25 protein-coding genes and 2 riboswitches are annotated in these 21,275 nt (G+C 38.9%); of the genes, 20 read left to right on the top strand and 5 right to left on the bottom strand.

The window, feature by feature from the left end; all coding sequences use genetic code 11:
• The first annotated feature begins 81 nt into the window (after positions 1-81).
• From KR50_RS12770 to KR50_RS12745, 6 genes are all read left to right on the top strand, one after another.
• Positions 82-306, top strand: a complete 225-nt coding sequence (locus tag KR50_RS12770; RefSeq protein WP_408606157.1) for a YqgQ family protein — start codon at positions 82-84, stop codon at positions 304-306.
• Positions 303-1,271 (top strand): ROK family glucokinase, encoded by a 969-nt coding sequence (locus tag KR50_RS12765; protein ID WP_041059305.1) that lies wholly within the window; start codon positions 303-305, stop codon positions 1,269-1,271. The genes KR50_RS12770 and KR50_RS12765 overlap by 4 nt, the downstream gene beginning before the upstream one ends.
• 399 nt (positions 1,272-1,670) lie before the next feature.
• Entirely contained in the window at positions 1,671-3,575 is a 1,905-nt protein-coding gene (locus KR50_RS12760; RefSeq protein WP_041059302.1) for an LTA synthase family protein, read from the top strand.
• 96 nt (positions 3,576-3,671) lie between these two features.
• On the top strand, positions 3,672-4,865 hold the full coding sequence (locus tag KR50_RS12755; protein ID WP_041059298.1) for a M14 family metallopeptidase: 1,194 nt from the start codon (positions 3,672-3,674) through the stop codon (positions 4,863-4,865).
• A 103-nt stretch (positions 4,866-4,968) separates the two neighbouring features.
• Entirely contained in the window at positions 4,969-6,069 is a 1,101-nt protein-coding gene (locus KR50_RS12750; protein WP_041059295.1) for a YqgU-like beta propeller domain-containing protein, read from the top strand.
• A complete protein-coding gene (locus KR50_RS12745; protein ID WP_041059293.1) occupies positions 6,070-6,387 on the top strand; it encodes an MTH1187 family thiamine-binding protein in 318 nt (105 codons plus the stop codon).
• Between the two features lie 58 nt (positions 6,388-6,445).
• Here KR50_RS12745 and KR50_RS18310 read toward each other — a convergent pair whose 3' ends face one another.
• Entirely contained in the window at positions 6,446-6,616 is a 171-nt protein-coding gene (locus KR50_RS18310; protein ID WP_041059290.1) for a DUF2759 domain-containing protein, read from the bottom strand.
• Positions 6,617-6,812: 196 nt separating this feature from the next.
• Between KR50_RS18310 and KR50_RS12735 the strand changes: the two genes are divergently transcribed.
• Positions 6,813-7,448, top strand: coding sequence for an MBL fold metallo-hydrolase (locus tag KR50_RS12735; protein ID WP_041059289.1), 636 nt, complete (start codon positions 6,813-6,815; stop codon positions 7,446-7,448).
• A gap of 61 nt (positions 7,449-7,509) precedes the next feature.
• Here KR50_RS12735 and KR50_RS12730 read toward each other — a convergent pair whose 3' ends face one another.
• Positions 7,510-7,752: a DUF2626 domain-containing protein gene (locus KR50_RS12730; RefSeq protein WP_041059288.1), complete on the bottom strand. Its 243-nt coding sequence runs from the start codon at positions 7,750-7,752 to the stop codon at positions 7,510-7,512.
• Between the two features lie 368 nt (positions 7,753-8,120).
• Here KR50_RS12730 and KR50_RS12725 point away from each other — a divergent pair, with 368 nt between their 5' ends.
• The 9 genes from KR50_RS12725 to KR50_RS12685 all read left to right on the top strand — a co-directional run bounded on the left by KR50_RS12725 (position 8,121) and on the right by KR50_RS12685 (position 12,967).
• Positions 8,121-8,501 carry a Spx/MgsR family RNA polymerase-binding regulatory protein gene (locus KR50_RS12725; RefSeq protein ID WP_041059285.1) on the top strand — a complete coding sequence of 127 codons (381 nt, stop codon included), beginning with the start codon at positions 8,121-8,123 and terminating at the stop codon, positions 8,499-8,501.
• A 174-nt stretch (positions 8,502-8,675) separates the two neighbouring features.
• Positions 8,676-9,731, top strand: coding sequence for a competence type IV pilus ATPase ComGA (gene comGA / locus KR50_RS12720; protein WP_041059282.1), 1,056 nt, complete (start codon positions 8,676-8,678; stop codon positions 9,729-9,731).
• Positions 9,655-10,716 (top strand): competence type IV pilus assembly protein ComGB, encoded by a 1,062-nt coding sequence (gene comGB, locus KR50_RS12715; protein WP_041059279.1) that lies wholly within the window; start codon positions 9,655-9,657, stop codon positions 10,714-10,716. The genes comGA and comGB overlap by 77 nt, the downstream gene beginning before the upstream one ends.
• 9 nt (positions 10,717-10,725) lie before the next feature.
• On the top strand, positions 10,726-11,064 hold the full coding sequence (gene comGC / locus KR50_RS12710; protein ID WP_041059276.1) for a competence type IV pilus major pilin ComGC: 339 nt from the start codon (positions 10,726-10,728) through the stop codon (positions 11,062-11,064).
• Positions 11,048-11,497: a competence type IV pilus minor pilin ComGD gene (gene comGD, locus KR50_RS12705; RefSeq protein ID WP_041059273.1), complete on the top strand. Its 450-nt coding sequence runs from the start codon at positions 11,048-11,050 to the stop codon at positions 11,495-11,497. The genes comGC and comGD overlap by 17 nt, the downstream gene beginning before the upstream one ends.
• Positions 11,481-11,789 carry a hypothetical protein gene (locus KR50_RS12700; protein ID WP_041059270.1) on the top strand — a complete coding sequence of 103 codons (309 nt, stop codon included), beginning with the start codon at positions 11,481-11,483 and terminating at the stop codon, positions 11,787-11,789. The genes comGD and KR50_RS12700 overlap by 17 nt, the downstream gene beginning before the upstream one ends.
• Positions 11,746-12,204 (top strand): competence type IV pilus minor pilin ComGF, encoded by a 459-nt coding sequence (gene comGF / locus KR50_RS12695; RefSeq protein ID WP_084215591.1) that lies wholly within the window; start codon positions 11,746-11,748, stop codon positions 12,202-12,204. The genes KR50_RS12700 and comGF overlap by 44 nt, the downstream gene beginning before the upstream one ends.
• Entirely contained in the window at positions 12,164-12,430 is a 267-nt protein-coding gene (locus tag KR50_RS12690) for a hypothetical protein (protein WP_041059259.1), read from the top strand. Before comGF ends, KR50_RS12690 begins: the two co-directional genes overlap by 41 nt.
• 24 nt (positions 12,431-12,454) lie before the next feature.
• On the top strand, positions 12,455-12,967 hold the full coding sequence (locus KR50_RS12685) for a shikimate kinase (protein WP_052477089.1): 513 nt from the start codon (positions 12,455-12,457) through the stop codon (positions 12,965-12,967).
• On the opposite strand, the gene KR50_RS12680 is transcribed toward KR50_RS12685, so the two are convergent.
• Entirely contained in the window at positions 12,964-13,725 is a 762-nt protein-coding gene (locus KR50_RS12680) for a YqhG family protein (protein ID WP_041059251.1), read from the bottom strand. The two genes, KR50_RS12685 and KR50_RS12680, sit on opposite strands and share 4 nt — an antisense overlap.
• The gene (locus tag KR50_RS12675; protein ID WP_041059248.1) at positions 13,725-15,359 is read right to left on the bottom strand and encodes a DEAD/DEAH box helicase; all 1,635 of its coding nucleotides are present in this window, start codon (positions 15,357-15,359) and stop codon (positions 13,725-13,727) included. Before KR50_RS12675 ends, KR50_RS12680 begins: the two co-directional genes overlap by 1 nt.
• 209 nt (positions 15,360-15,568) lie before the next feature.
• Positions 15,569-15,659: riboswitch (glycine riboswitch) on the top strand.
• Between the two features lie 3 nt (positions 15,660-15,662).
• A riboswitch (glycine riboswitch) is annotated at positions 15,663-15,739 on the top strand.
• A 76-nt stretch (positions 15,740-15,815) separates the two neighbouring features.
• Here KR50_RS12675 and gcvT point away from each other — a divergent pair.
• The 3 genes from gcvT to gcvPB are packed head-to-tail and all read left to right on the top strand — an operon-like array spanning position 15,816 to position 19,749.
• A complete protein-coding gene (gcvT, locus tag KR50_RS12670; RefSeq protein WP_041060287.1) occupies positions 15,816-16,916 on the top strand; it encodes a glycine cleavage system aminomethyltransferase GcvT in 1,101 nt (366 codons plus the stop codon).
• Between the two features lie 21 nt (positions 16,917-16,937).
• Positions 16,938-18,281, top strand: a complete 1,344-nt coding sequence (gene gcvPA / locus KR50_RS12665) for an aminomethyl-transferring glycine dehydrogenase subunit GcvPA (protein WP_041059247.1) — start codon at positions 16,938-16,940, stop codon at positions 18,279-18,281.
• Positions 18,274-19,749, top strand: a complete 1,476-nt coding sequence (gene gcvPB, locus KR50_RS12660; RefSeq protein WP_041059244.1) for an aminomethyl-transferring glycine dehydrogenase subunit GcvPB — start codon at positions 18,274-18,276, stop codon at positions 19,747-19,749. Before gcvPA ends, gcvPB begins: the two co-directional genes overlap by 8 nt.
• A gap of 64 nt (positions 19,750-19,813) precedes the next feature.
• Here gcvPB and KR50_RS12655 read toward each other — a convergent pair whose 3' ends face one another.
• On the bottom strand, positions 19,814-20,194 hold the full coding sequence (locus tag KR50_RS12655) for a rhodanese-like domain-containing protein (RefSeq protein ID WP_041059232.1): 381 nt from the start codon (positions 20,192-20,194) through the stop codon (positions 19,814-19,816).
• A 156-nt stretch (positions 20,195-20,350) separates the two neighbouring features.
• Between KR50_RS12655 and KR50_RS12650 the strand changes: the two genes are divergently transcribed.
• Positions 20,351-21,181, top strand: a complete 831-nt coding sequence (locus KR50_RS12650) for a lipoate--protein ligase family protein (protein WP_041059228.1) — start codon at positions 20,351-20,353, stop codon at positions 21,179-21,181.
• Positions 21,182-21,275 lie beyond the last annotated feature (94 nt).

Here is a 21,275-nt window from a genome sequence, read left to right as displayed (position 1 = left end):
GCAGCTTCTTTCTATTGAGGTTGTTGATTCAATCCATTATACTTGTTCATGAGATTGGTTGAAGAAGGGGACTATTTTAAAATGGATCTGGCAACGATCTGGGACATACAGCAATTATTGAAGCGTTTTGGCATATTTGTTTACATAGGAGAACGAAAAACGAACTTGGAAATGATGGAAGTTGAAATTAAAGACCTGTATGAATCAAATCTTATTGACATGCAGGATTATCAAAAAGCGGTTCTGTTATTGCGCCGTGAAATTCAACTTGAAAATAATTCTGGACGGACAGGTGATAAAGAATGATGGATAAATTAATAATAGGTGTAGATATAGGCGGCACAACGATAAAAATGGCATTGATTCAAGAAAGCGGAGAGATCGTAGAAAAATGGGTAATCACAACCAATACAAAAAGCAATGGCATTCATATTATTCCGGACATTGCTGCAGCAATAAAAAATAAGATCAGAGAAAGATCAATCGATTCCTCATCGATTTTAGGTATAGGTGTAGGAGCTCCCGGTCCAGTAAATATGCAAACAGGAATTCTTTATACTGCAGTCAATATTGGCTGGGAGAAACCGGTTGCTTTAAGGGAGGAACTTCAAGCGCTTACAGATCTTCCGGTTGTAATTGAAAATGACGCCAATGTTGCAGCGCTCGGGGAGATGTGGAAAGGTGCTGGCGATGGAGCTAGAGATGTCATCTGCGTAACCTTAGGGACTGGCGTTGGAGGCGGTGTAATAGTCAATGGTGATATTGCTCATGGAATTAAGGGAGCAGCGGGAGAAATTGGCCACATAACTGCAGTTCCAGTGAATGGATATTATTGTAATTGCGGTAAATATGGCTGTCTGGAAACAGTGGCATCTGCAACAGGCGTCATCCGTCTTGCTACAGATGAGCTCAGCCGCAATGCGGAACCTTCTGTTTTAAGAGAAATTCTAAGTCAGCAAGGGCGTTTAACAGCGAAAGCAATCTTTGAAGCGGCACAGAAGGGCGACAAAGTCGCAGTCAAAGTAGTTGATAATCTTACCTTTTATCTGGGTCTATCTTTAGCCAATCTGGGAAGTGCATTAAACCCTGAAAAAATCGTTATAGGCGGAGGGGTCTCCCATGCAGGCGACACTTTGTTAAAGCCTTTAAGAGCCAAATTTAAAGAGTATGCATTTCCAACAGTTGCAGAATCAACAACGATTGAAGTAGCGACATTGGGTAATGATGCAGGAGTAATTGGAGCTGCCTGGCTCATTAAATACAAACATTAATTCGTTATCACTTTGTATTTAATAATATTATTTGATGCCTGTTGCTGTGATTTACTTTTATGTGCTGCAAATGAATAAGGAAAATATCGTTTTTAAGCTGTCATTCTTGAAATGACAGCTTTTTTATGTATAATAGGTTACTATCATCTCTTCATAAAATCTAAACAATATTTACACAAAATCAGGAAACTAAATTAAATTTCTTTAAATAAGAAACTTTTCAAGGTTTAATACGTCTATAATAGAGGAATTGTAAATATGATCTTAAAGTTGTGTAAATATTAATTTGCAATTATTAAGAAATAGAGGTAATATAATGACTGACCAGAAACCGATATCCACATTTTAGAAATTAATAGAAGATATTGCTAATCATTTAGCATTAGAGGAGGAAGGAATATGAACAAAAAATGGACAATGCCAAAGCTTTCGCTTGTCATTATAGCCATTGCGTTCTTATGGATTAAGACATACGTGTCTTACTATGCTGCATTTAGCATACAAATCGATAACATGATGCAAGGAATAATATTATTTATTAACCCTTTGAGTTTTCTGCTTCTTATCTTTGGAGTAGCATTATTCATTAAAAAAGAGAGAAATAGAAACATATACGTCATTGCGACTTCAACTGTCCTGACGCTCATCATTTTTTCAAATATGGTGTTTTATCGTTTCTTTAATGATTTTATAACACTGCCGGTACTTTTCCAAACAAGCAACTTTGGTGACCTTGGCGGAAGTGCTTTTGAAAATATTTATTGGACAGATGCTCTGTACTTTATTGATATTTTAGTGCTTATTGCTATTGTGAAGCTAAAGCCGTCATTTGTCGGCTTTAGAGAAACAGCAAAAATTAACAGAAGAGCCTACTTTCTAGTAGCCATTGCTACATTCTTCTTTAACTTAGGACTTGCCGAAACTGAGCGTCCTCAGCTACTAACAAGAACATTTGACCGGGAAATGCTGGTTAAAAACATTGGAACATATAATTATCATTTATATGATGTCTATCTTCAATCCAAACAGTCAGCGCAGCGTGCTCTTGCAGACAGCAGTGAACTAGTAGATGTAAATAATTATGTTGAAACGAAGAAAATTAAGTCAGCCGGTCAGTATCATGGAATTGCTGAAGGTAAAAATTTAATTGTAGTTAAACTGGAGTCTACACAAAATTTTGTTATTAATAACGAAATGAATGGAGAGACGGTAACACCTTTCCTTAACTCATTGACAGAAGATAAAGATACCATTTATATGGATAACTTCTACCATCAAACAGAACAAGGGAAAACGTCTGACTCTGAGTTTTTATTGGACAATTCACTATATCCACTTGGTCGAGGAGCCGTTTTCTTTACGCATAGTGGGAACGAATATCATACGCTGACAGATAGTCTGAATGATGAAGGGTATTTTACTTCAGCGATGCACGCAAACAACAAAAGCTTCTGGAACCGGGATATTGTGTACAATAATTTCGGTTATGACCGGTATTATTCTCTGCCTGACTACACAGTGGGAGAAGGAGAAGCAGTAAACTGGGGGATGAAAGATATTCCGTTTTTCCAGCAGTCAGTTGATCATATGAAAGAAATGGACCAGCCATTTTATTCTAAAATGATTACATTGACGAACCATCACCCATTTTATCTTGATGAAGAAGATAAGTTCATTGAGGAATATGATTCGAATTCAGGTACGCTCAATCGATATTTCCAAACAGTTCGATATACAGATGAAGCAATTAAAGAGTTTTTTACCTCTTTAAAAGAATCGGGTCTATATGAAGATTCTATTATTGTCATGTATGGTGACCATTATGGTATATCTGAAAATCATAATGCTGCAATGAGTCAATACATGGATAAGGAAATTACTCCTTTTGAATCAACACAGCTTCAAAGAGTGCCGATGTTCATACATGTGCCAGGTTCAGACATTGGCACAACTGATCATTCTCTCGCGGGTCAAATTGATTTAAAGCCTACAATTCAAAATCTGATGGGAATTGATACAGGTAATTCGATTCAATTTGGACAGGATATATTCTCTGAAGAAAATGATGACTTTGTTATTTTGAGGGATGGCAGATTTATCACTGAAGATCTTGTATACGCAGGTGAAACATGCTGGGATAAGGAAACAGGCGAAGAAACCGATATGGAAGCCTGTGCACCTTTTAAAGAACGGGCAGATGAAGAGCTTGCTTATAATGATGAAATCATTTACGGTGATTTGCTCCGATTCTATGATGCCAAAAACGGACGTTTAATTGAGGACGATACTTTAGTTGAAGAATAATTCGTGTTATTAATTCCGGGCTTCTCATAATGAGAAGCCCGGTTTTTTGTGATTGAATCCAAGAAGAGAGAATAGAGTTTAATAAGGGGGTAGATTATGGACATAATTGTGAAAGAGAGAGATACATTCTCGCTGTATTCTCAACTATTTTCAGTTCCGCTCGACTTAATCGTGGATTCAAATCCTGATGCAGATCCAAATGTTTTAATGATCGGTCAGGCGGTGAAAATTCCCGGGTACACAATTTGGCAATATACCATCCAGCAAGGAGACACTTTTTGGACAATTCATAATCGGTTTTCCATCCCTATACAGAGATTAAGATTCGTTAATCCTCTTATTCCTCCGCAATCCCTTAGAATCGGGAGCATTATTCGCATTCCAGCCAGACTCGATAATCAACCTCTTATTCGTGCCAAAGAATATGGATTTAATGAATTAGAGCGTGATATAGATCAGATTAAATCAGCGTACCCGTTTATAACGGCTACAGAGATAGGTAGTTCTGTTGAAGGCAGACCTATTTATATGCTGAAGCTTGGGGAGGGGTCTCGCCGAGTTCAATGGAATGCATCATTTCACGCCAATGAATGGATTACCACCCCTATATTGATGTCACTGCTTAATGAACATTTATGGCATTTGACGAATACAGAGTCGAACAGCCATAAAGAGAGGTTTAAAACCTATAGTGAGTGCTCCCTCTATGTGATTGCCATGGTAAATCCAGATGGAGTTAACTTGGTGGTGGAAGGGCCAACTGAAGAAAATAGAGAATCGGTTGTGGCCATAAATAATGGCTCAGATGATTTTTCAGGTTGGAAAGCGAATATTAACGGAGTTGATTTAAATGACCAATTTCCTGCAGGGTGGGAACTCGAAAAAGAACGAACAAAAGTCACATCACCTTCTTCAAGAGACTTTTCTGGAAATGCCCCTTTAGATCAGCCGGAATCACAAGCAATGGCAGAATTAGCAAATCAAATTCCTTTTGATATGATGATTGCTTTACACACACAAGGAGCCGAATTCTATTGGGGCTACGAAGGCCTTGAACCGGCAATCTCACAGCTGTACGCATCCTTGTTTAGTGAATTAAGCGGTTACCGGTCAGTTCGTTATGTGGACAGTCATGCTGGCTATAAAGATTGGTTTATTTTAGAATTTAGAAAACCCGGGTTTACTTTTGAATTAGGCAAGGGTGTTAATCCGCTTCCGTTAAACCAGTTTTCCGAAATTTATGACGCAATGAATCCAGTATTTATTCAAAGCATAAAAGGAATTACCTAATAAACATGTACAAATGAAACTTTCACCTATCGCATTCGTCCAGATAAGTATATGCTTATAAGAAAGATGGATGGTTCCGGATGCGAATAGGAGGAAGGAAAGTGTGCAAAAACTAATGTTTTTTATTATCCTCATGTTTTTTGTGGTTTCCGGGTGCCAGAGTGACTCAAATGAATCGGTATCAGCCGCCCCTAAATCACCATATAATTACAACAAGCAGATTGAGCCGCTTATCCTTCCTGAAAATACTTTTTATAAAGTAGTTGACTGGTTAGACGAACAATCTTTTCTTTTTATAAAGCGGGAAGGGTCTAAAGCAAGTATTCAGGCTTACGATCTTTTGACAGGGAATGTAAATAAACTTTACTCGATTGAAGGGATCATTGTTAACGCTGCATTAAGTCCTTCTAAGAGATCTTTGCTGGTTCATCAGGCAGTCGATAAAGATACAGCAAAGATCCTCCTTATGGACATGCAAAGCAGAAATATAACCTGGGAAAAGGAGATTGATTCTTATGAACTCACCTTTACCTGGAACCCTTTTAAAGAATCTCAAATTTTGTTTACTGCATTTGAAGAAAACTGGGATTACAAGGTGTGGCTGGCAGATAGCAGCCAGAACACATGGAAAGAGATAGAAAACCTGACTCCTTTTTATAAGTGGAAAACGAAAAATTCCGTCTTTTATCAAAAATGGGAAACAGATAGCACTGCGTCAACGTCAGCTCTTATGGAATTTTTTATTCATGAAGAAAAAGAAGAGCACATTGACGGTAAGCTATTAACATTTGATTTTCAAGATCCATTTATTCTTTCTGTTTATGTGAATGATGAAACCAGTACATACCAATATAAAATCGACCAGCCGGCTAAAGAGGCGGTACGTTTTGTTACTCCCGGACATAAACTTTTTTCTGATTGGGTGGTCCCTCAGCATGAATTTATTGTAAGTACAAAGGAATTAGTCATGTTTAGACTGGATTCAAAAGGGGTATCTGAAATTGAAGAAAAAACATTTTCTATGATTTTAATTGACCTATCTACTGGTAAGGAAAAAACAATTCAACAATTTGCAGATAATGCACCACTAAGCTGTTCACCAGGGGGGACCTATTGTCTTACTGGTCAAAAGCTTTCAAATGTAGTGAATCTGGATACTGGAGAATCAAATAAATTGATTATAATGGAGGAGGAGATTGAATAAATGGCGATTATAGATATTACAGTAATACCGATCGGGACAGAAACGCCAAGTGTCAGCAGCTATGTGGCAAACATCCAAAAAATATTAACCAGATGGGCTTCTGAAGGTAAAATTACATATGAATTAACACCTATGAGCACATTAATCGAAGGTGAACTTTCCTTGTTATTTGAAGTTGTAAAAGAAATACATGAATCTCCTTTCCTTGAGGGTATTGAGCGGGTAGCGACTAATATACGCATTGATGATAGAAGGGACCATAATGATCATTCTATGCAGAATAAAATGGCTTCTGTTCAACAGCAGATGGAACAATAAGAAAAGAGTTGACTCTGTAGTCAACTCTTTTCTTATTGTTTATAGCATATGAAATAAATTAAACCGGATATCCGTCATACACAATCGTCATAATCGTAAACCATCCGAAAACGCCAAGTGTTGCAAGACCAAATGCAATACCCATAATGTTTTTTCCTTTGAACGAAGAAAGCGTCCCAATTACAGCTAATATAGTGACTAACGCTAAAATGATTGTTAAACCGTTCATTCCTTTGCACCCCTTTCATTCCATTCACTTATAGTAAGTATGATCGATAATAGTGCTGCTTATATGCAAACTCTACTTATATTTTATATTTTTTTTTGATCAATGTCGAGAACTAATCGTGACACTTTGGTGATGAAGGATAAAATAACGATAATATCACGCACCTTCATGGTAAACTAACGTAGAGGTGATGAATATGGAATGGATACAAATGCCTTTAGGTCCTCTTCAAACAAATGCTTATATTCTCTACAATAAAAATCTAAACTGCTTAATTGTGGATCCTGGAGAAGAGCCCGGCAAAATAAAATCATTTATTGATAAGAAGCAATTAAAACCTGCTGCTATCGTTTTAACCCATGCACATTTTGATCATATAGGTGCTGTGGATGCCATAAGGGAAACTTACGATATTCCTGTCTATCTGCATGAAAGCGAGCGTAAATGGCTCGGAGACCCTCAAAAAAATGGTTCTGCTCATTTTGAAGGAATTCCTCTAATAAAGGGAGCAGACCCTGATCATCTGTTTTCTGAAGAGGGAATAGTATCGGTAGAAGGATGGACTTTTCAACTTTTCTTTACCCCTGGCCATTCCCCTGGAAGTGTCAGTATTTATTTTAAAGAGGAGAAGCTGGTGATTTCAGGAGATGCCCTGTTTCAAAACAGCATTGGCCGTACAGATTTACGTGGAGGAGACCATGATCTTCTTCTCAAAAGCATTCATCAAAAATTGTTAACGCTCCCGGAAGATACATATGTGCTGCCCGGCCATGGCCCGGTAACATCAATTCAGAATGAAATGAATTCAAATCCATTTTTACATGGATTTTGATTCACGCATGGATAACAGAATAAAATAAAAGCCTCCAGCTGACTGGAGGCTTTTATTCCTATTATAATGGTCCTTCGAGCGGCATTTTGAAGGTTGTATAGTAAGTAAAACCTGCAAAGAAAAGCGTTAAGTATACAAAGAAAACATAAACATACATACGTTCAGATAATTTCAAATACCCAAGCAGGATGAAAAATCCAGTCTGAGCAAGGAAAAGCAATGATGTCTTGGGCATATGTCCAACATAAAATAGTACAGAAAAAATTCCAGTCCAGAAGCCCATGACTCGATACATCTTATCCATCCAAATCCCTCCTTTATACGAACAGTCCATCGATCTTATTATATAGGATACCATATTGAAATGTAAATAACACATCACTTTGGATTGTGACGATTACGTGATTTTTACTTTTTATCCCTCTAAGGATCGTTAGTAAAACAGATACTTCTAGTTTGCCGCTCTAAAGCAAGTCTATTCAAACTTGACCATATTCTACATTTTAAGTCATGTTTCCGAGTTTTGTATCATCTTTCTTAAATTAATTATAAAAAAATAATTTATTTACTTAAAAGAGGTGTACATGCTTTGTACAAGTGGTATACAATAATATCTATACAAATGCGATACAAAGGTTGAACTATAGTTATACAAAATGAGGAGGAAAGAAAATGAATCCCATAACATTTTACACATACCCAAGTTGTACATCGTGCAGAAAAACTAAAAAGTGGCTAAAGGAAAATGATGTCGAATTTGAAGAAAGACATATATTCAGAGAGGCTCCTTCGTACAACGAACTGCTGCGTCTTTTATCTATGACTTCAGAGGGCCTGGATGAACTATTAGCAACAAGAAGCCAATCGTTTAAAAATCTAACACAAAATGTAGAAGATCTTCCTTTGTCCGAGGTGGTAAAATTAATTATTGAAGATCCTAAATTACTTAAACGGCCAATTCTGACAGATGGCAGCAAAATGATTGTAGGGTACAATCCCGAGGGTTTGAGAAGTTTGTCAAATAAGAAGCAAGTATATATGATGACAAGTTAGTAAAGGAGGGCAGTTGCCACTCCTTTTTTTTTTGAACACCAAGCGCTTACTTATTCCATGACCAGAGTAAATTAGTTCATTTTAAAAAAAATTTTTTGATTTGTAAAAAAATATAGAACTTTGGGAAATGATCATGTATAGTGAAATGGAACCATCATGAAAGGATGTGAAATAATGACCTTTGGCACGGATCGCTTTGCAGCTCATTTGCTGAAAGAAGCGTATAAAAGGAACTGTTCTGATATTCACATGACACCCAGAGGGGAGGAGATGGTGATTCAGTTCAGGATTTTAGGTGAATTAGTTCTGTACAAATCTTTATCTGCTTCAATGGGTGACCGTTTAATCTCTCACTTTAAGTTTAAATCCTCACTTGATATCGGTGATAAGCGAAGACCTCAAAGCGGTTCGTTTACTACTGTAATTGATGAAGAATTGATCGCTCTCAGGATCTCCACTCTTCCAGCATACTCCTTCAAAGAAAGCCTCGTACTTCGATTGTTACCGCAGACTTTTTCCATTCCCATTGAACGGCTTTCCCTTTTTTCAAAACCCGCACAGCAGCTTTTATCCCTTGTGAATTATTCCCATGGCATGATTTTATTCACCGGACCAACCGGCAGCGGAAAAACCACTACTTTGTACTCCCTCATTCAATATTGCGCTACCCACTTAAACCGTAACATTATTACACTTGAAGATCCGATTGAACGACAGCAGGACCATGTTTTGCAAGTGCAAATTAATGAACGTGCCGGTATTACTTACGCAGCAGGCTTAAAAGCGGTTTTGCGGCATGACCCTGACATTATTATTGTGGGGGAAATCAGAGATGCAGAAACAGCTCAAATAGCAGTCCGTGCTGCTTTAAGCGGTCATTTAGTGCTTTCAACTTTGCATGCAAAAAATGCAGAAGGAGCCATATACCGAATGCTCGATCTCGGTTCTACTTTAGAAGAGCTTAAGCAAACACTGCTGGGAGTAACCGGACAGCGGCTTGTAAAGCTGAATAAAACAAGGCAGCCGCAACGCAGAGCATCAATTCTTGAGATTATTACCGGAGGAGAACTTGCTGCTGTCATAAATCAAACTTCTCCACAAAAAGAAAGAAGTACGATCAACAATTTGCTTATAAAAGGAGTGGCATTAGGATATGTTTCTGAGGAGGAGTATTTTAGATGGAGGGAAGAGCCCGCTCATCCTGCCCAAACATCAGGGGCCGTTCCTTAAAAAACTAGGTGAATTAAAGGGAAATGGGTATCCTTTAGATCGTGCAATAGAGTTTTTACTGCTTAGCCAGCAAATCAATCTATCAGCTGTGCACCAGGAGGTTCTGGATGATTTCTTAAATGGTCATTCTTTAAGCGACACGTTAAAAAAGCTTGGATTTCCTGCTTTTGTTTGTCTGCATCTTTACTTTGCAGAAAGATTTGGAAGTGTTGAAGCAACATTGGCCGACACAGCTGTTCTTTTAGAACATAAAAGAAAAGAAACCAAGCGGCTGGCTAAACTTTTACACTACCCGTTATTTTTATTGTGTTTGTTTGTGATTATCTTATCTGTTTTGAACCTATATTTACTGCCTCGATTTACCACGCTTTACTCCTCATTAGGACAGGATTCAACCGGGCTGATATCAGTCATCTCCTCCATCTTTCACCAGCTGCCTTATATACTCGCAGGTTTGTTCGCATTGGCACTGCTGTTTGGTGCATGCTGCATTTACTATTTCAAGAACAAAGATTCTCATGAGAGATGGACAACACTGGCGGCGCTCCCATTGATCGGCTATTACGTTCAGCATTATCATAGCTATGTTTTTTCAAGAGAAGCCTCTTATTTATTGAAAGGAGGGATGTCTTTTCAGGAAATGCTTAAAATCTTTATTTCACAGCCTTACCGCAAGCTTTATCATCATATGGGGGAGTTTATTTCAGATGAATTAAGCAGAGGACAATCCATGCATCAGACCCTGCTTCAACTTCCATATCTAACAGAAGAATTAAAGAGTATTACTCAACATGGTGAGGAAAATGGGCAGCTTGAGGAAGAATGGAGATTTTACAGCCGCTATTGTTTGAACTCTTTGGAAGCAAGAACGGAAAAGATCTTTGCCTTTGTGCAACCCTGTCTGTTTCTGCTTTTAGGCTTGGCGATCATAGGAGCTTATCTTGTCATCCTGCTGCCGGTATTTCAACTGATGCAAACTATTTAGGAGGAAAAGATGAAAAAAATACTTATTAAATCATTGCAAAATAATCGGGGATTTACGTTAATTGAAATGGTCATTGTTTTATTAGTGATTTCAATCTTGCTAGTAGTGAGTTTACCGAATATCTCTTCTCAAAGCAGTTCAATAAATGGAAAGGGATGTCAGGCATTTCAGCAGATGGTTCAAGCCCAAGTGGAGTCTTATCGGTTAACAAACAATTCTTTGCCAGCCTCCATTGCAGCTCTTCAAGCAGATGGATATTTAAGAGAAGATGAAACAGCTTGTCCTGACGGCAGAACACTGTCAATTGAAAGTGATGGAGAAGTGACGATCGTTGAAGCTTCACAATAAAGGATTTACGATGATCGAACTGATGATGGTTTTGCTTCTTATGACTGTGATCATTTCAATTTGCGGTTCCTTTATGTACAAATCCTTACAGTTTAAAGAAGAACGTGTATTCAAACAGCAGTTATCACAAGATTTATTGGATGCTCAGCTTACTGCCTTAACAAGTGGAGAATATGTTACCCTCTATTTTTATCCTCACACCTCCCATTACTATATTTCGAAAGGTTCCGGTTCAAAGGAAAAGTATATTGCAAAAAGAGAACTGCCGGATTCTATTGAAATTCTAGATACCACGACATTGCCTTCGTTTAAATTTTTACCCTCCGGCAGTACAAATACATTTGGTGCACTGCGTTTTTTAGTTAACGGGGATCCTTATACGGTCCATTATTATTTAGGGAAAGGGAGGTTCTATATTGCTGAAGGATCATAGGGGATTTGCAGTATATGAAGCCATTTTTTCTCTCACCTGTATCGTATTTCTTTGTACTGCAATTATCCCGGTGCTGTCTCAATCTGTGATTAAGGTTGATGAGTCAAAAAGAAAAGCAGCTTCCTGGGTTGTATTAACCGAACAATTGCAAAGTATAAAAAATACCGGTCACTATCTTGAGCGCATTGAAAGAGACGGGACGATTTATACAACATCATGGATCGAAAATGAAAGGATTTGTGTAATGTATGAAAACCGATCCTCTGCGGTCTCAGAAACATGTGTACAGTAACGTCAATATGGGCTTTACCTTAATTGAAGTAATGATCTGTCTTGCAGTTCTGACTATTATTGCCTCACTTATGCCTTTAATTTTTGCCAATCTTTATTCAGTAAACAAGCAAGTAGAGGAGTCTGCTCATGAAGAATGGGACATGTTTTCAATCCAGTTTCGCAATGAAGTCAAACTGCATGATATTGAAAGAATTGAACCCAAAAGGCTCACATTAAAAAGCAAGGAGGGGGACACAATCGTGTTCTCTCTCTATGGTTCTTTGCTTAGGCGACAGGTAAACGGGAAAGGACACGAAGTTTATTTAACAGCTCTGAAAGACTTGAACTTCGCACTCACTCACCAAATGATTGTGCTGGAGGTGAATTTTTTAAATGGCAAAAAAAGAGAGGGAAGATTTGGGGCATATCATTAAATCACAGGCTGGCAGTTTGATGCTCCCTGCACTTCTATCATTCAGCACGGTTATATTTATTGCAGGAGGCCTATCAGCAACCTGTATGGCGCAAATAAATCACTACGAGAAATTAAATGCCTACTATGAAAGTGAAGCGATGGTTGAATTTAAGAAGGTAAAAAGTATAAGATCAATAGAAAGCCGTTCTGCAAGTGAAAGTTTAATAGACAGGACAAAGCATTAATCGTTTTAAAATGGAGGTTTATGGATGGAGAACAATCATCATTTATTTTTAATTGGGTTTATGGGAGCAGGCAAGTCGACTGTTGGATCTCTGCTCGCAAAGAAACTGTCAGTAGATTTTATCGATCTGGATCAAGTCGTAGAAGATGCAGAAGAAAAAACGATTCCTGAATTGTTTTCTACAAAAGGTGAACGATATTTTCGAGAAAAAGAAGCAGAATACCTGAAAATGATCAAAGGGAACAAAGTGATTGCAACGGGAGGGGGAATTCTCTATTTTGATGATACCCTGGCCTGGATGAAAGAAAATGGAACTGTAGTGTATCTCGAAGCCCCATTTTCAATTTTATATCAACGCATAGCTGAGGATTCAAACAGACCCGTTGCAACTCAAAATTCCAAAGAGCAGCTCGAGAGGATTTTTACAGAACGTCATAAAAATTATCAAAGAGCGGCTGTTGACATGACAGTCCCATCATATGGTGAAATTGAAGAGACTATTTCAGCTATCTTGAAGAAAATCGGCAAACTCACTTAATTGCTCTTTGCGTATACAAGACCGCCTATTGGATAATCATATCTTATTTTTGGTTCATAAAGCGCAGTAAGATGTTCATATTCTCTTAAGTCTTTTTTTTCTTTAAGAAGGTTTAATAAGGGAACCATTTTTTCTTTTAAGGCGTTTGCTTTCGTAATTTCATTTGCAAACAAGGTTTTTCCTACCTTATCAAGCTCAGCTATGCTTTTGTGTATCGCTCTTTCAAATTGCACAATAGGTGACATAGTTACATGTCCATCCGGAAGAGTGCCTTTTAATGCTTTGTAATTAAAAAGATTTTCCCCGGTTTTAATACTGCCCGTCGTCAGAGAGACAGCCACTTCTTTCCAGTGAGAAGGGGCGCCTGGAGGATCCATTGTAAACAAACCCTGGAGTACAATCCAGGGGTAGAGTGGTGCATAATTTGAGGAGGTAGACTCAACTGTTTCATATCCTTTAAACATTCGTGTTTCCGAGTGAGCGGCTTCAACCAGCTGTTTGAAAATCGGATTTAAGGATGTAGCCACAATGGCATTTGGAGGGGGGGAGTCGCCCTCATTTTTTAAAATAGATATAGTCATAGGCTCACCCGCCTGATTAGTGGCGTCACGATAATGCCAATAAAAAGGGCGGTTCATAAACTTTCGGTCAAGTTCTTCATTTAAATGAACCAGGGATTGTGAAGGGCCTTTTGTAACTTCAACACCTTTGTAATTCAAAAACTCATGTACGAGCTCCCAGTGAAGTGCGTTAGACACTACGATTCCTCCTTTATTGATGAAAGTTCATAAAAGTGCTCCAGCTGATTTAATTTCAGCCGCATTTCTTTTTCTGAGCGCGAATGGAGTAAGGCATCTTCTAAATAGCGATCGATTTCTTTTTTTGAAGTGGAAGAAAGCAAGTCATCATGTTCACCGATTATATAGCGGAAAAGGGATACTTTTTCTTGCAAAACATGCCAGATCCGTTCTTCAATGGTGTCTTTATTTAAAAGATAAAAAACTTCTACATCTTCTTTTTGTCCAATTCTGTGGATTCGTCCAATTCTTTGTTCAAGCTTCATTGGATTCCATGGGATGTCTGCATGAATCATATACTTGCAAAATTGCAAGTTTAACCCTTCAGAGCCGGCTTCAGTGGCGATTAATACCTGTGCTTTTTCTCTAAACAAATCTGTCATCCATTGTTTTTTTCCTTTTTTAAAACCGCCTCTAAAAGGGACAGAAGTGATATTATGCTGTTTAAGAAACCAGCTTAAGTAAAGCTGAGTCGCTCTGTATTGAGTAAATACGATCACTTTTTCATCTGTATTTTGTATAAACGAAAGAATACGCTGTGCTTTTGCCGTAATCAGTTGATCAGGGGTAACGTCTAAATTGATTCCGAGCTGTCGGCTGATTTCTTGATTTTGTTCTCTGTTTAACGCCTTTAAAAGTGCAATAATTGAACTGCAGCCCTGTTTAAGTAATGTGATATGAGAAAATGCGTGCATATTCGCTTCTTGTTGATTCAGATAAAATTTCTCGATTGCTGTATATAGTTCTCTTTCATAGGGAAGCTGCTCGATCCATTCTATCTGAATGGACCGCTTCGTCCAGGCGATAGTTGTTTCTTTTCGTCTCGTTCGGATCATAAAATCATCCAGTTTCTTCTTAATGACAATTTTTTCTTTTTCATCCTTGCAGCCGTCTCTAAACTCACGTAAGCTACCTAGCAGGCCAGGACGGAGAAGGGAAGATAAATGATATAGATCCTCTGATTTATTTTGGATGGGTGTTGCGGTTAAAAATAAACAGTAGCTCTTTGATAAAGAGTCTATGAACTGATAATTCAACGTCTTTGGGTTCGTTAATTTATGTGCTTCATCCACGATGACCATATCATAATGATGCTCCTCGATTTGTTCACGCAGAGGAGGACGTTTTAATAAATCGATCGTAGCAATCGTTACAGGAGATTTGCGCCATTCTTTTTTTCCTTTATGCACGATGCTGTTAATCCCAAAGTGAACGAATAATTCACTTTGCCACTGGCCTCCTAGTGATGCGGGAACTAAAATTAAAACAGATTTTACATGCCCGCGATACATATACTCTTTTAAAATTAACCCTGCTTCTATTGTCTTCCCCAACCCTACTTCATCCGCCAGCAGGGCCCTTCCTCCCATTTCAAAAACAACCTTTTTAGCCGCCTCAAGTTGATGGGGGTGAAGGGTTAGATGGTCTAGTTCCTTTAAACAGCCCAGTGTATTTTCAGGATATAGGTATTCTTCTTTTCTTGTAGCCATAGAATGCATCAGTAAAGAAGAGTGAAATGAGTGTTGAGAAGAATTCAGCCAAGACAAAAACGCATTCGGCCAATTTGAATCTTGAAAGTGAAGTGAATGATTCATTATTATCAGACCTTTCAAAAGTAAAAATTTTATAAATACGCCAAAACACGAATCTTTTAATTTCTGAATAAAAAAACATTGCCCAAAAAACAGAAATAATGATAGGATAAAGGGGATTCATTAGTCAAAATAAAATAAAAACCGAACATTTCATTTAAAACTTTGTTTGTTGTTCATAGTATGCCCATAAGTTAATAAAATATGAGCGAATGAAAGCAGGGGGAGAGATCCTTTTTTAAAGGACGCCGAAGGAGCAAGCATGTTTGTGAATCTCTCAGGCAAAAAGACTCTTGCTGGACGCAACTCTGGAGAGCGTTTCGTAATGAAACCACCAAAGAGGACAGCCGAATTTTGGTAAACTTTCAGGTGAAAGGACAGGGATTCCCATTGATTATGGGGAATCCCTGTCCTTTTTTGCATACATGGCAGCAAATTATATTGGAAGGAGCTATTCATGTGAGTGAATCATTGAAGAAAACACCTTTATTTGAACTCTATAAGGAATCTGGCGGTAAGACGATTGATTTTGGAGGATGGGCTTTGCCAGTTCAGTTCACAAGCATTAAAGCAGAACATGAAGCGGTTAGAACAAAAGCAGGTCTATTTGACGTATCTCATATGGGTGAAGTGGATGTAAGGGGGAAAGACAGCCTTGCCTATCTGCAGAAAATGATGACGAATGATCTTTCTAAATTAAAGAATAATGAAGCGCTTTATACGGCGATGTGCTATGAAAATGGTGGAACTGTCGATGATTTACTCGTATATAAAATAAAGGATGAACATTATCTCCTTGTCATCAATGCGTCTAATATCGAAAAAGACGTTGCTTGGCTGCTTGAGCATGTAAGTGAAGAAGTTCAAGTTACAAATATTTCACCAAAAATTGCTCAGCTTGCGATTCAAGGGCCACAAGCTGAAAAGATACTGCAACGAATGACAAAGACTAATTTATCTGAAATTTCATTTTTTCATTTTCAAAATGATGTTCATATAAAAAATGTATCTGCACTCGTTTCCCGTACAGGCTACACGGGAGAAGACGGATTTGAACTTTATTGCCAGGCGGATCACGCCCCTGCTCTTTGGAATGAAATCCTGCAAGAAGGCAAGGAAGACGGACTTATCCCCTGTGGACTTGGAGCGAGAGACACACTGCGCTTTGAAGCTAAGCTTGCTTTGTACGGGCAGGAGCTGACGGCAGAAATTTCTCCTATAGAAGCCGGCATCGGATTTGCGGTGCGGACTGAAAAAGAGACTCCATTTATTGGACAGGATGTTTTAAAAGCACAAAAAGAAAATGGTGCACCAAGAAAATTAGTTGGGGTCGAGATGATTGAAAGAGGCATTCCCCGCCATGGCTATTCCGTATATTCCGGAGAAGAAGAAATTGGGTTTGTCACAACAGGAACTCAGTCACCGACTTTAAAGAAAAATATAGGACATGTGCTAATCAAAAAGCAATACGCCGTAATTGGAAATGATGTATGGGTGGAAATCAGAGGAAAAAAGGTAAAAGCTGAAATTGTTAAAACGCCATTTTACAAAAGAAAATAGGATTTTAGAAGGAGGATACAAATGAATCATCGATATTTGCCAATGACCGAGCAGGATCAAAAAGAAATGCTGAAAGCAGTAGGCGTCGAGAAAATAGATGATCTTTTTTCCGATATTCCAAAAAAGGTTCGCTTTCAGGGAGAGTTAAATATCAAGCCCGCAAAATCTGAAACTGCTCTTACAAGAGAACTGATGAATATGGCTGCTAAAAATGCTGATACCAAACACTACATTTCGTTTTTAGGTGCTGGTGTTTACGACCACTATTCTCCTACTATAGTGGATCATGTTATTTCCCGTTCTGAATTTTATACAGCCTATACTCCTTATCAGCCTGAAATTTCACAAGGAGAGCTTCAGGCAATCTTTGAATACCAGACCATGATCTGTGAACTTACCGGAATGGAAGTAGCAAATTCTTCTATGTATGATGGAGGGACTTCTTTTGCAGAAGCGGCAATGCTTGCAGCCGGTCAGACCAAAAGAAAAAAAGTACTTGTGTCAGAAGCCGTAAATCCGGAATCGAGAGCCGTGCTTGAAACCTATGCAGCAGGACAGCATATTGAGGTTGTAACGGTTCCTCAAAAAAATGGCATCACAGACCTGGATTCATTAAAAGGCATGCTGACAGATGAAGTTGCAGCTGTGATGGTACAGTATCCTAATTTCTTTGGCCAGATTGAACGCTTAGACGAAATTGAGTCGCTGGCACATGATAGTAAGTCAATGTTTGTAGTTTCTTCCAACCCATTGGCACTTGGAGCTTTAACGCCTCCAGGTCAATTCGGGGCAGATATAGTCGTTGGAGATGCACAGCCATTCGGCTTGCCGCAAGCGTTCGGCGGACCTCATTGTGGATATTTTGCCGTAACAAAAAAACTTATGAGAAAAGTTCCTGGACGTTTAGTTGGTGAAACGACAGACGATGAAGGCCAGCGGGGATATGTCCTGACACTGCAAGCGAGAGAGCAGCACATCAGACGGGACAAAGCGACGTCAAATATATGTTCAAATCAGGCACTTAATGCTCTTGCTGCTTCCGTAGCCATGACTGCGCTGGGTAAAAGAGGGATTGTAGAAATCGCACAGCAAAATTTTAAAAAGGCACATTATGCAAAGCAGCAGTTAACCTCAGCGGGTATTGAATTAGCAGAAGAAGGGTTTACCTTTAACGAATTTGTTATTAAATTAAAGCAGCCGGTAAAAGAAGTGAATGAAGCAATGCTTGAAAAGGGAATTATTGCAGGATATGATCTGGGACGAGATTTTGAAAACCGTCGTAATCAGATGCTTGTAGCAGTGACCGAACAGCGAACGAAAGAAGACATCGATACCTTTGTAAAGGAGCTGGCTCAGTATGCATAAAAAAGATCAGCCGCTTATTTTTGAATTATCAAAAGAAGGCAGAACGGGTTATAGCTTAACGGCACTTGACGTACCGGATGTAGACATTCAAACTCTCGCGCCGGAAGGATTTATTCGTAAGACTGCTCCAGAGTTACCTGAAGTAGCAGAACTCGATATTATGCGTCATTATACAGCACTGTCTAAGCGGAATCATGGAGTGGATTCAGGCTTTTATCCGCTTGGTTCGTGTACGATGAAATACAATCCAAAAGTAAATGAAGCAGTAGCAAGATATGCAGGTTTTGCACATGTACATCCTTTACAGGAAACTTCGTCTGTTCAGGGTGCCATGGAATTAATGTATGATCTGCAGCAGCACTTAATTGAAATTACCGGTATGGATGAAGTAACGCTGCAGCCTGCAGCAGGAGCTCATGGTGAATGGACAGGATTAATGATGATCCGGGCATTCCATGAAGCAAATGGTGATTACAAAAGGACAAAAGTAATTGTGCCCGATTCAGCTCACGGAACAAACCCTGCCTCTGCTACAGTAGCCGGCTTTGATACCATCACAGTGAAGTCGGATAACCAAGGTCTTGTGGACTTGGAAGATTTAAAGCGGGTCGTTGGAGAAGATACAGCGGCGCTTATGCTGACGAATCCGAATACGCTCGGTTTGTTTGAAGAAAATATCCTCGAAATGGCTTCCATTATTCATGAAGCAGGTGGAAAGCTTTATTATGACGGTGCGAATTTAAATGCCGTTTTATCAAAAGCACGCCCAGGGGATATGGGATTTGATGTTGTGCATTTAAATCTTCATAAAACATTTACCGGCCCTCACGGCGGAGGAGGCCCAGGTTCAGGACCAGTGGGAGTGAAGAAAGATTTAATTCCTTATCTTCCTAAGCCAATCCTAGTTAAAAACGGGGATCGATATGACTTTGACTATAACCGTCCTGACTCAATCGGCAGGGTAAAGCCTTTTTACGGAAACTTTGGAATCAACGTCCGAGCTTACACGTACATCCGCACAATGGGGCCTGATGGGTTAAAGGCTGTAAGTGAATTTGCTGTTTTAAATGCAAATTATATGATGAGAAGGCTTGCTCCACATTTTGATCTGCCTTTTGACCGTCACTGCAAGCATGAGTTTGTTCTGAGCGGGAAGCGCCAGAAGAAGCTTGGGGTACGAACACTCGATGTAGCCAAGCGCCTGCTTGATTTCGGATACCATCCGCCAACGATTTATTTTCCTTTGAATGTTGAAGAGTGCATGATGATCGAGCCTACAGAAACGGAATCAAAAGAAACACTTGATGCGTTCATAGATGCCATGATCCAAATTGCCAAAGAAGTGGAAGAGACACCAGAAGTAGTTCAGAACGCACCTCACACGACTATTATAGGACGTCTGGACGAAACAAAAGCAGCTCGGCAGCCTGTTCTTCGCTATAGAAAAAAAGAAACAGTGGAAGTTTAAGGTTTACTGCATAAAAAAAGATCCAAAGAGCAATCTTTGGATCTTTTTACTGCTATTTAAATGACTATTTTCGTTTAATTTTACCTGTCCATTTTTTAAAGCCGCCTTTAAGCTGATAAAGGTCCTTGATTCCTTTTTTATGGAGAAGCTGAGCGGCACGGCCGCTTCTCATGCCGTTTTGGCAGTAAAGGTAGACCGGTTTATCCGAGCGTATTTCTCCTATTCTTGTTTTAAGCTGGGAGAGGGGAATATTTCTGGCTCCTAGTATATGGCCGCCATCGTATTCTCGCTGTTCACGGATATCAATCAGCTGAGCCTTGCGATAGCCGCTTCTAAACTCTTCCTCAGTTAAGGGCTTTAAAATCTTTTTTTGACGAAAATATGTGTAAGTTGAGTATAGTATAATCGCAACTAATACACCTATTAATACATAAAGTGATTCCAACTCTTTGACCCCTTTCTATTTATAACACTACCCTTTATTATAGGGGTCAATTGTCAGAAGTTCAAAGAAAATTATTGAGAAACGGGACTCTTTGAAAAAGTTTCTCCTTCTGTTAGACTAAAATCGACATAATTTAAAAGAATTGAGAGATGTGTGATGGAAACTTGGAGATTTATTGATTCAGGAAATGCGTCACCTGCCTATAATATGGCATTAGATGAAGCCTTATTGGACTGGCACAGTGAAGGGAAGATCCCGCCAACGATCCGCTTTTACGGCTGGAATCCTGCCACGCTGTCAATCGGCTATTTTCAAAATGTGCAAAAAGAAATTAAAATGGATGAAGTAAAAAGATTAGGTTTGGGATTTGTCAGACGGCCTACTGGAGGACGAGGCGTTTTGCATGAGCATGAGCTGACTTATAGTGTAATTGTAAGTGAAGACCATCCTGCCATGCCAAAAACGGTCACAGAAGCCTACCGGGTTATTTCTGAAGGTATTTTACACGGGTTTCGATTTTTAGGTCTGGATGCTTATTTTTCTGTGCCGACAACTGCTGATGAGAAAAATCAGCTGAAAAATCCTCGAAGTTCGGTTTGTTTTGATGCGCCTTCCTGGTATGAACTGGTCGTTGAAGGGAAAAAGGTTGCCGGAAGTGCTCAAACCAGACAAAAAGGTGTGATTCTTCAGCACGGCTCGATCCTGCTGGATATTGATGAAGAAAAGTTGTTCAGTCTGTTTCGATACTCGAATGATCGGGTAAAAGAACGAATGCAGCAGCTATTTAAAAATAAAGCTGTAGCGATTAACCAAATGTCAGCAGAACCCGTTTCACTCGAAGAAGCGAAAAAAGCATTCCGCCAGGGCTTTGAAAAAGGGTTATCGATTCATTTGGAACCTTATGAATTAAATGAAGAAGAACATGCCTATATAAATGAAATTATGACAAGACGGTACCAGAATGACGACTGGAATTTTAAACGTTAGCATAAAAAGATGTTAATGCTGAAACTGGAATTCTATAAAAGTGAATGCAACTTAATGAATAGTTTTTCAAATCAAAACGGGCAAGCTCGCTCGT

It is taken from the genome of Jeotgalibacillus campisalis (assembly GCF_000829515.1).
Taxonomy (GTDB): Bacteria; Bacillota; Bacilli; order Bacillales; family Jeotgalibacillaceae; genus Jeotgalibacillus; species Jeotgalibacillus campisalis.
This window is presented reverse-complemented; position numbering and strand designations above follow the sequence as displayed.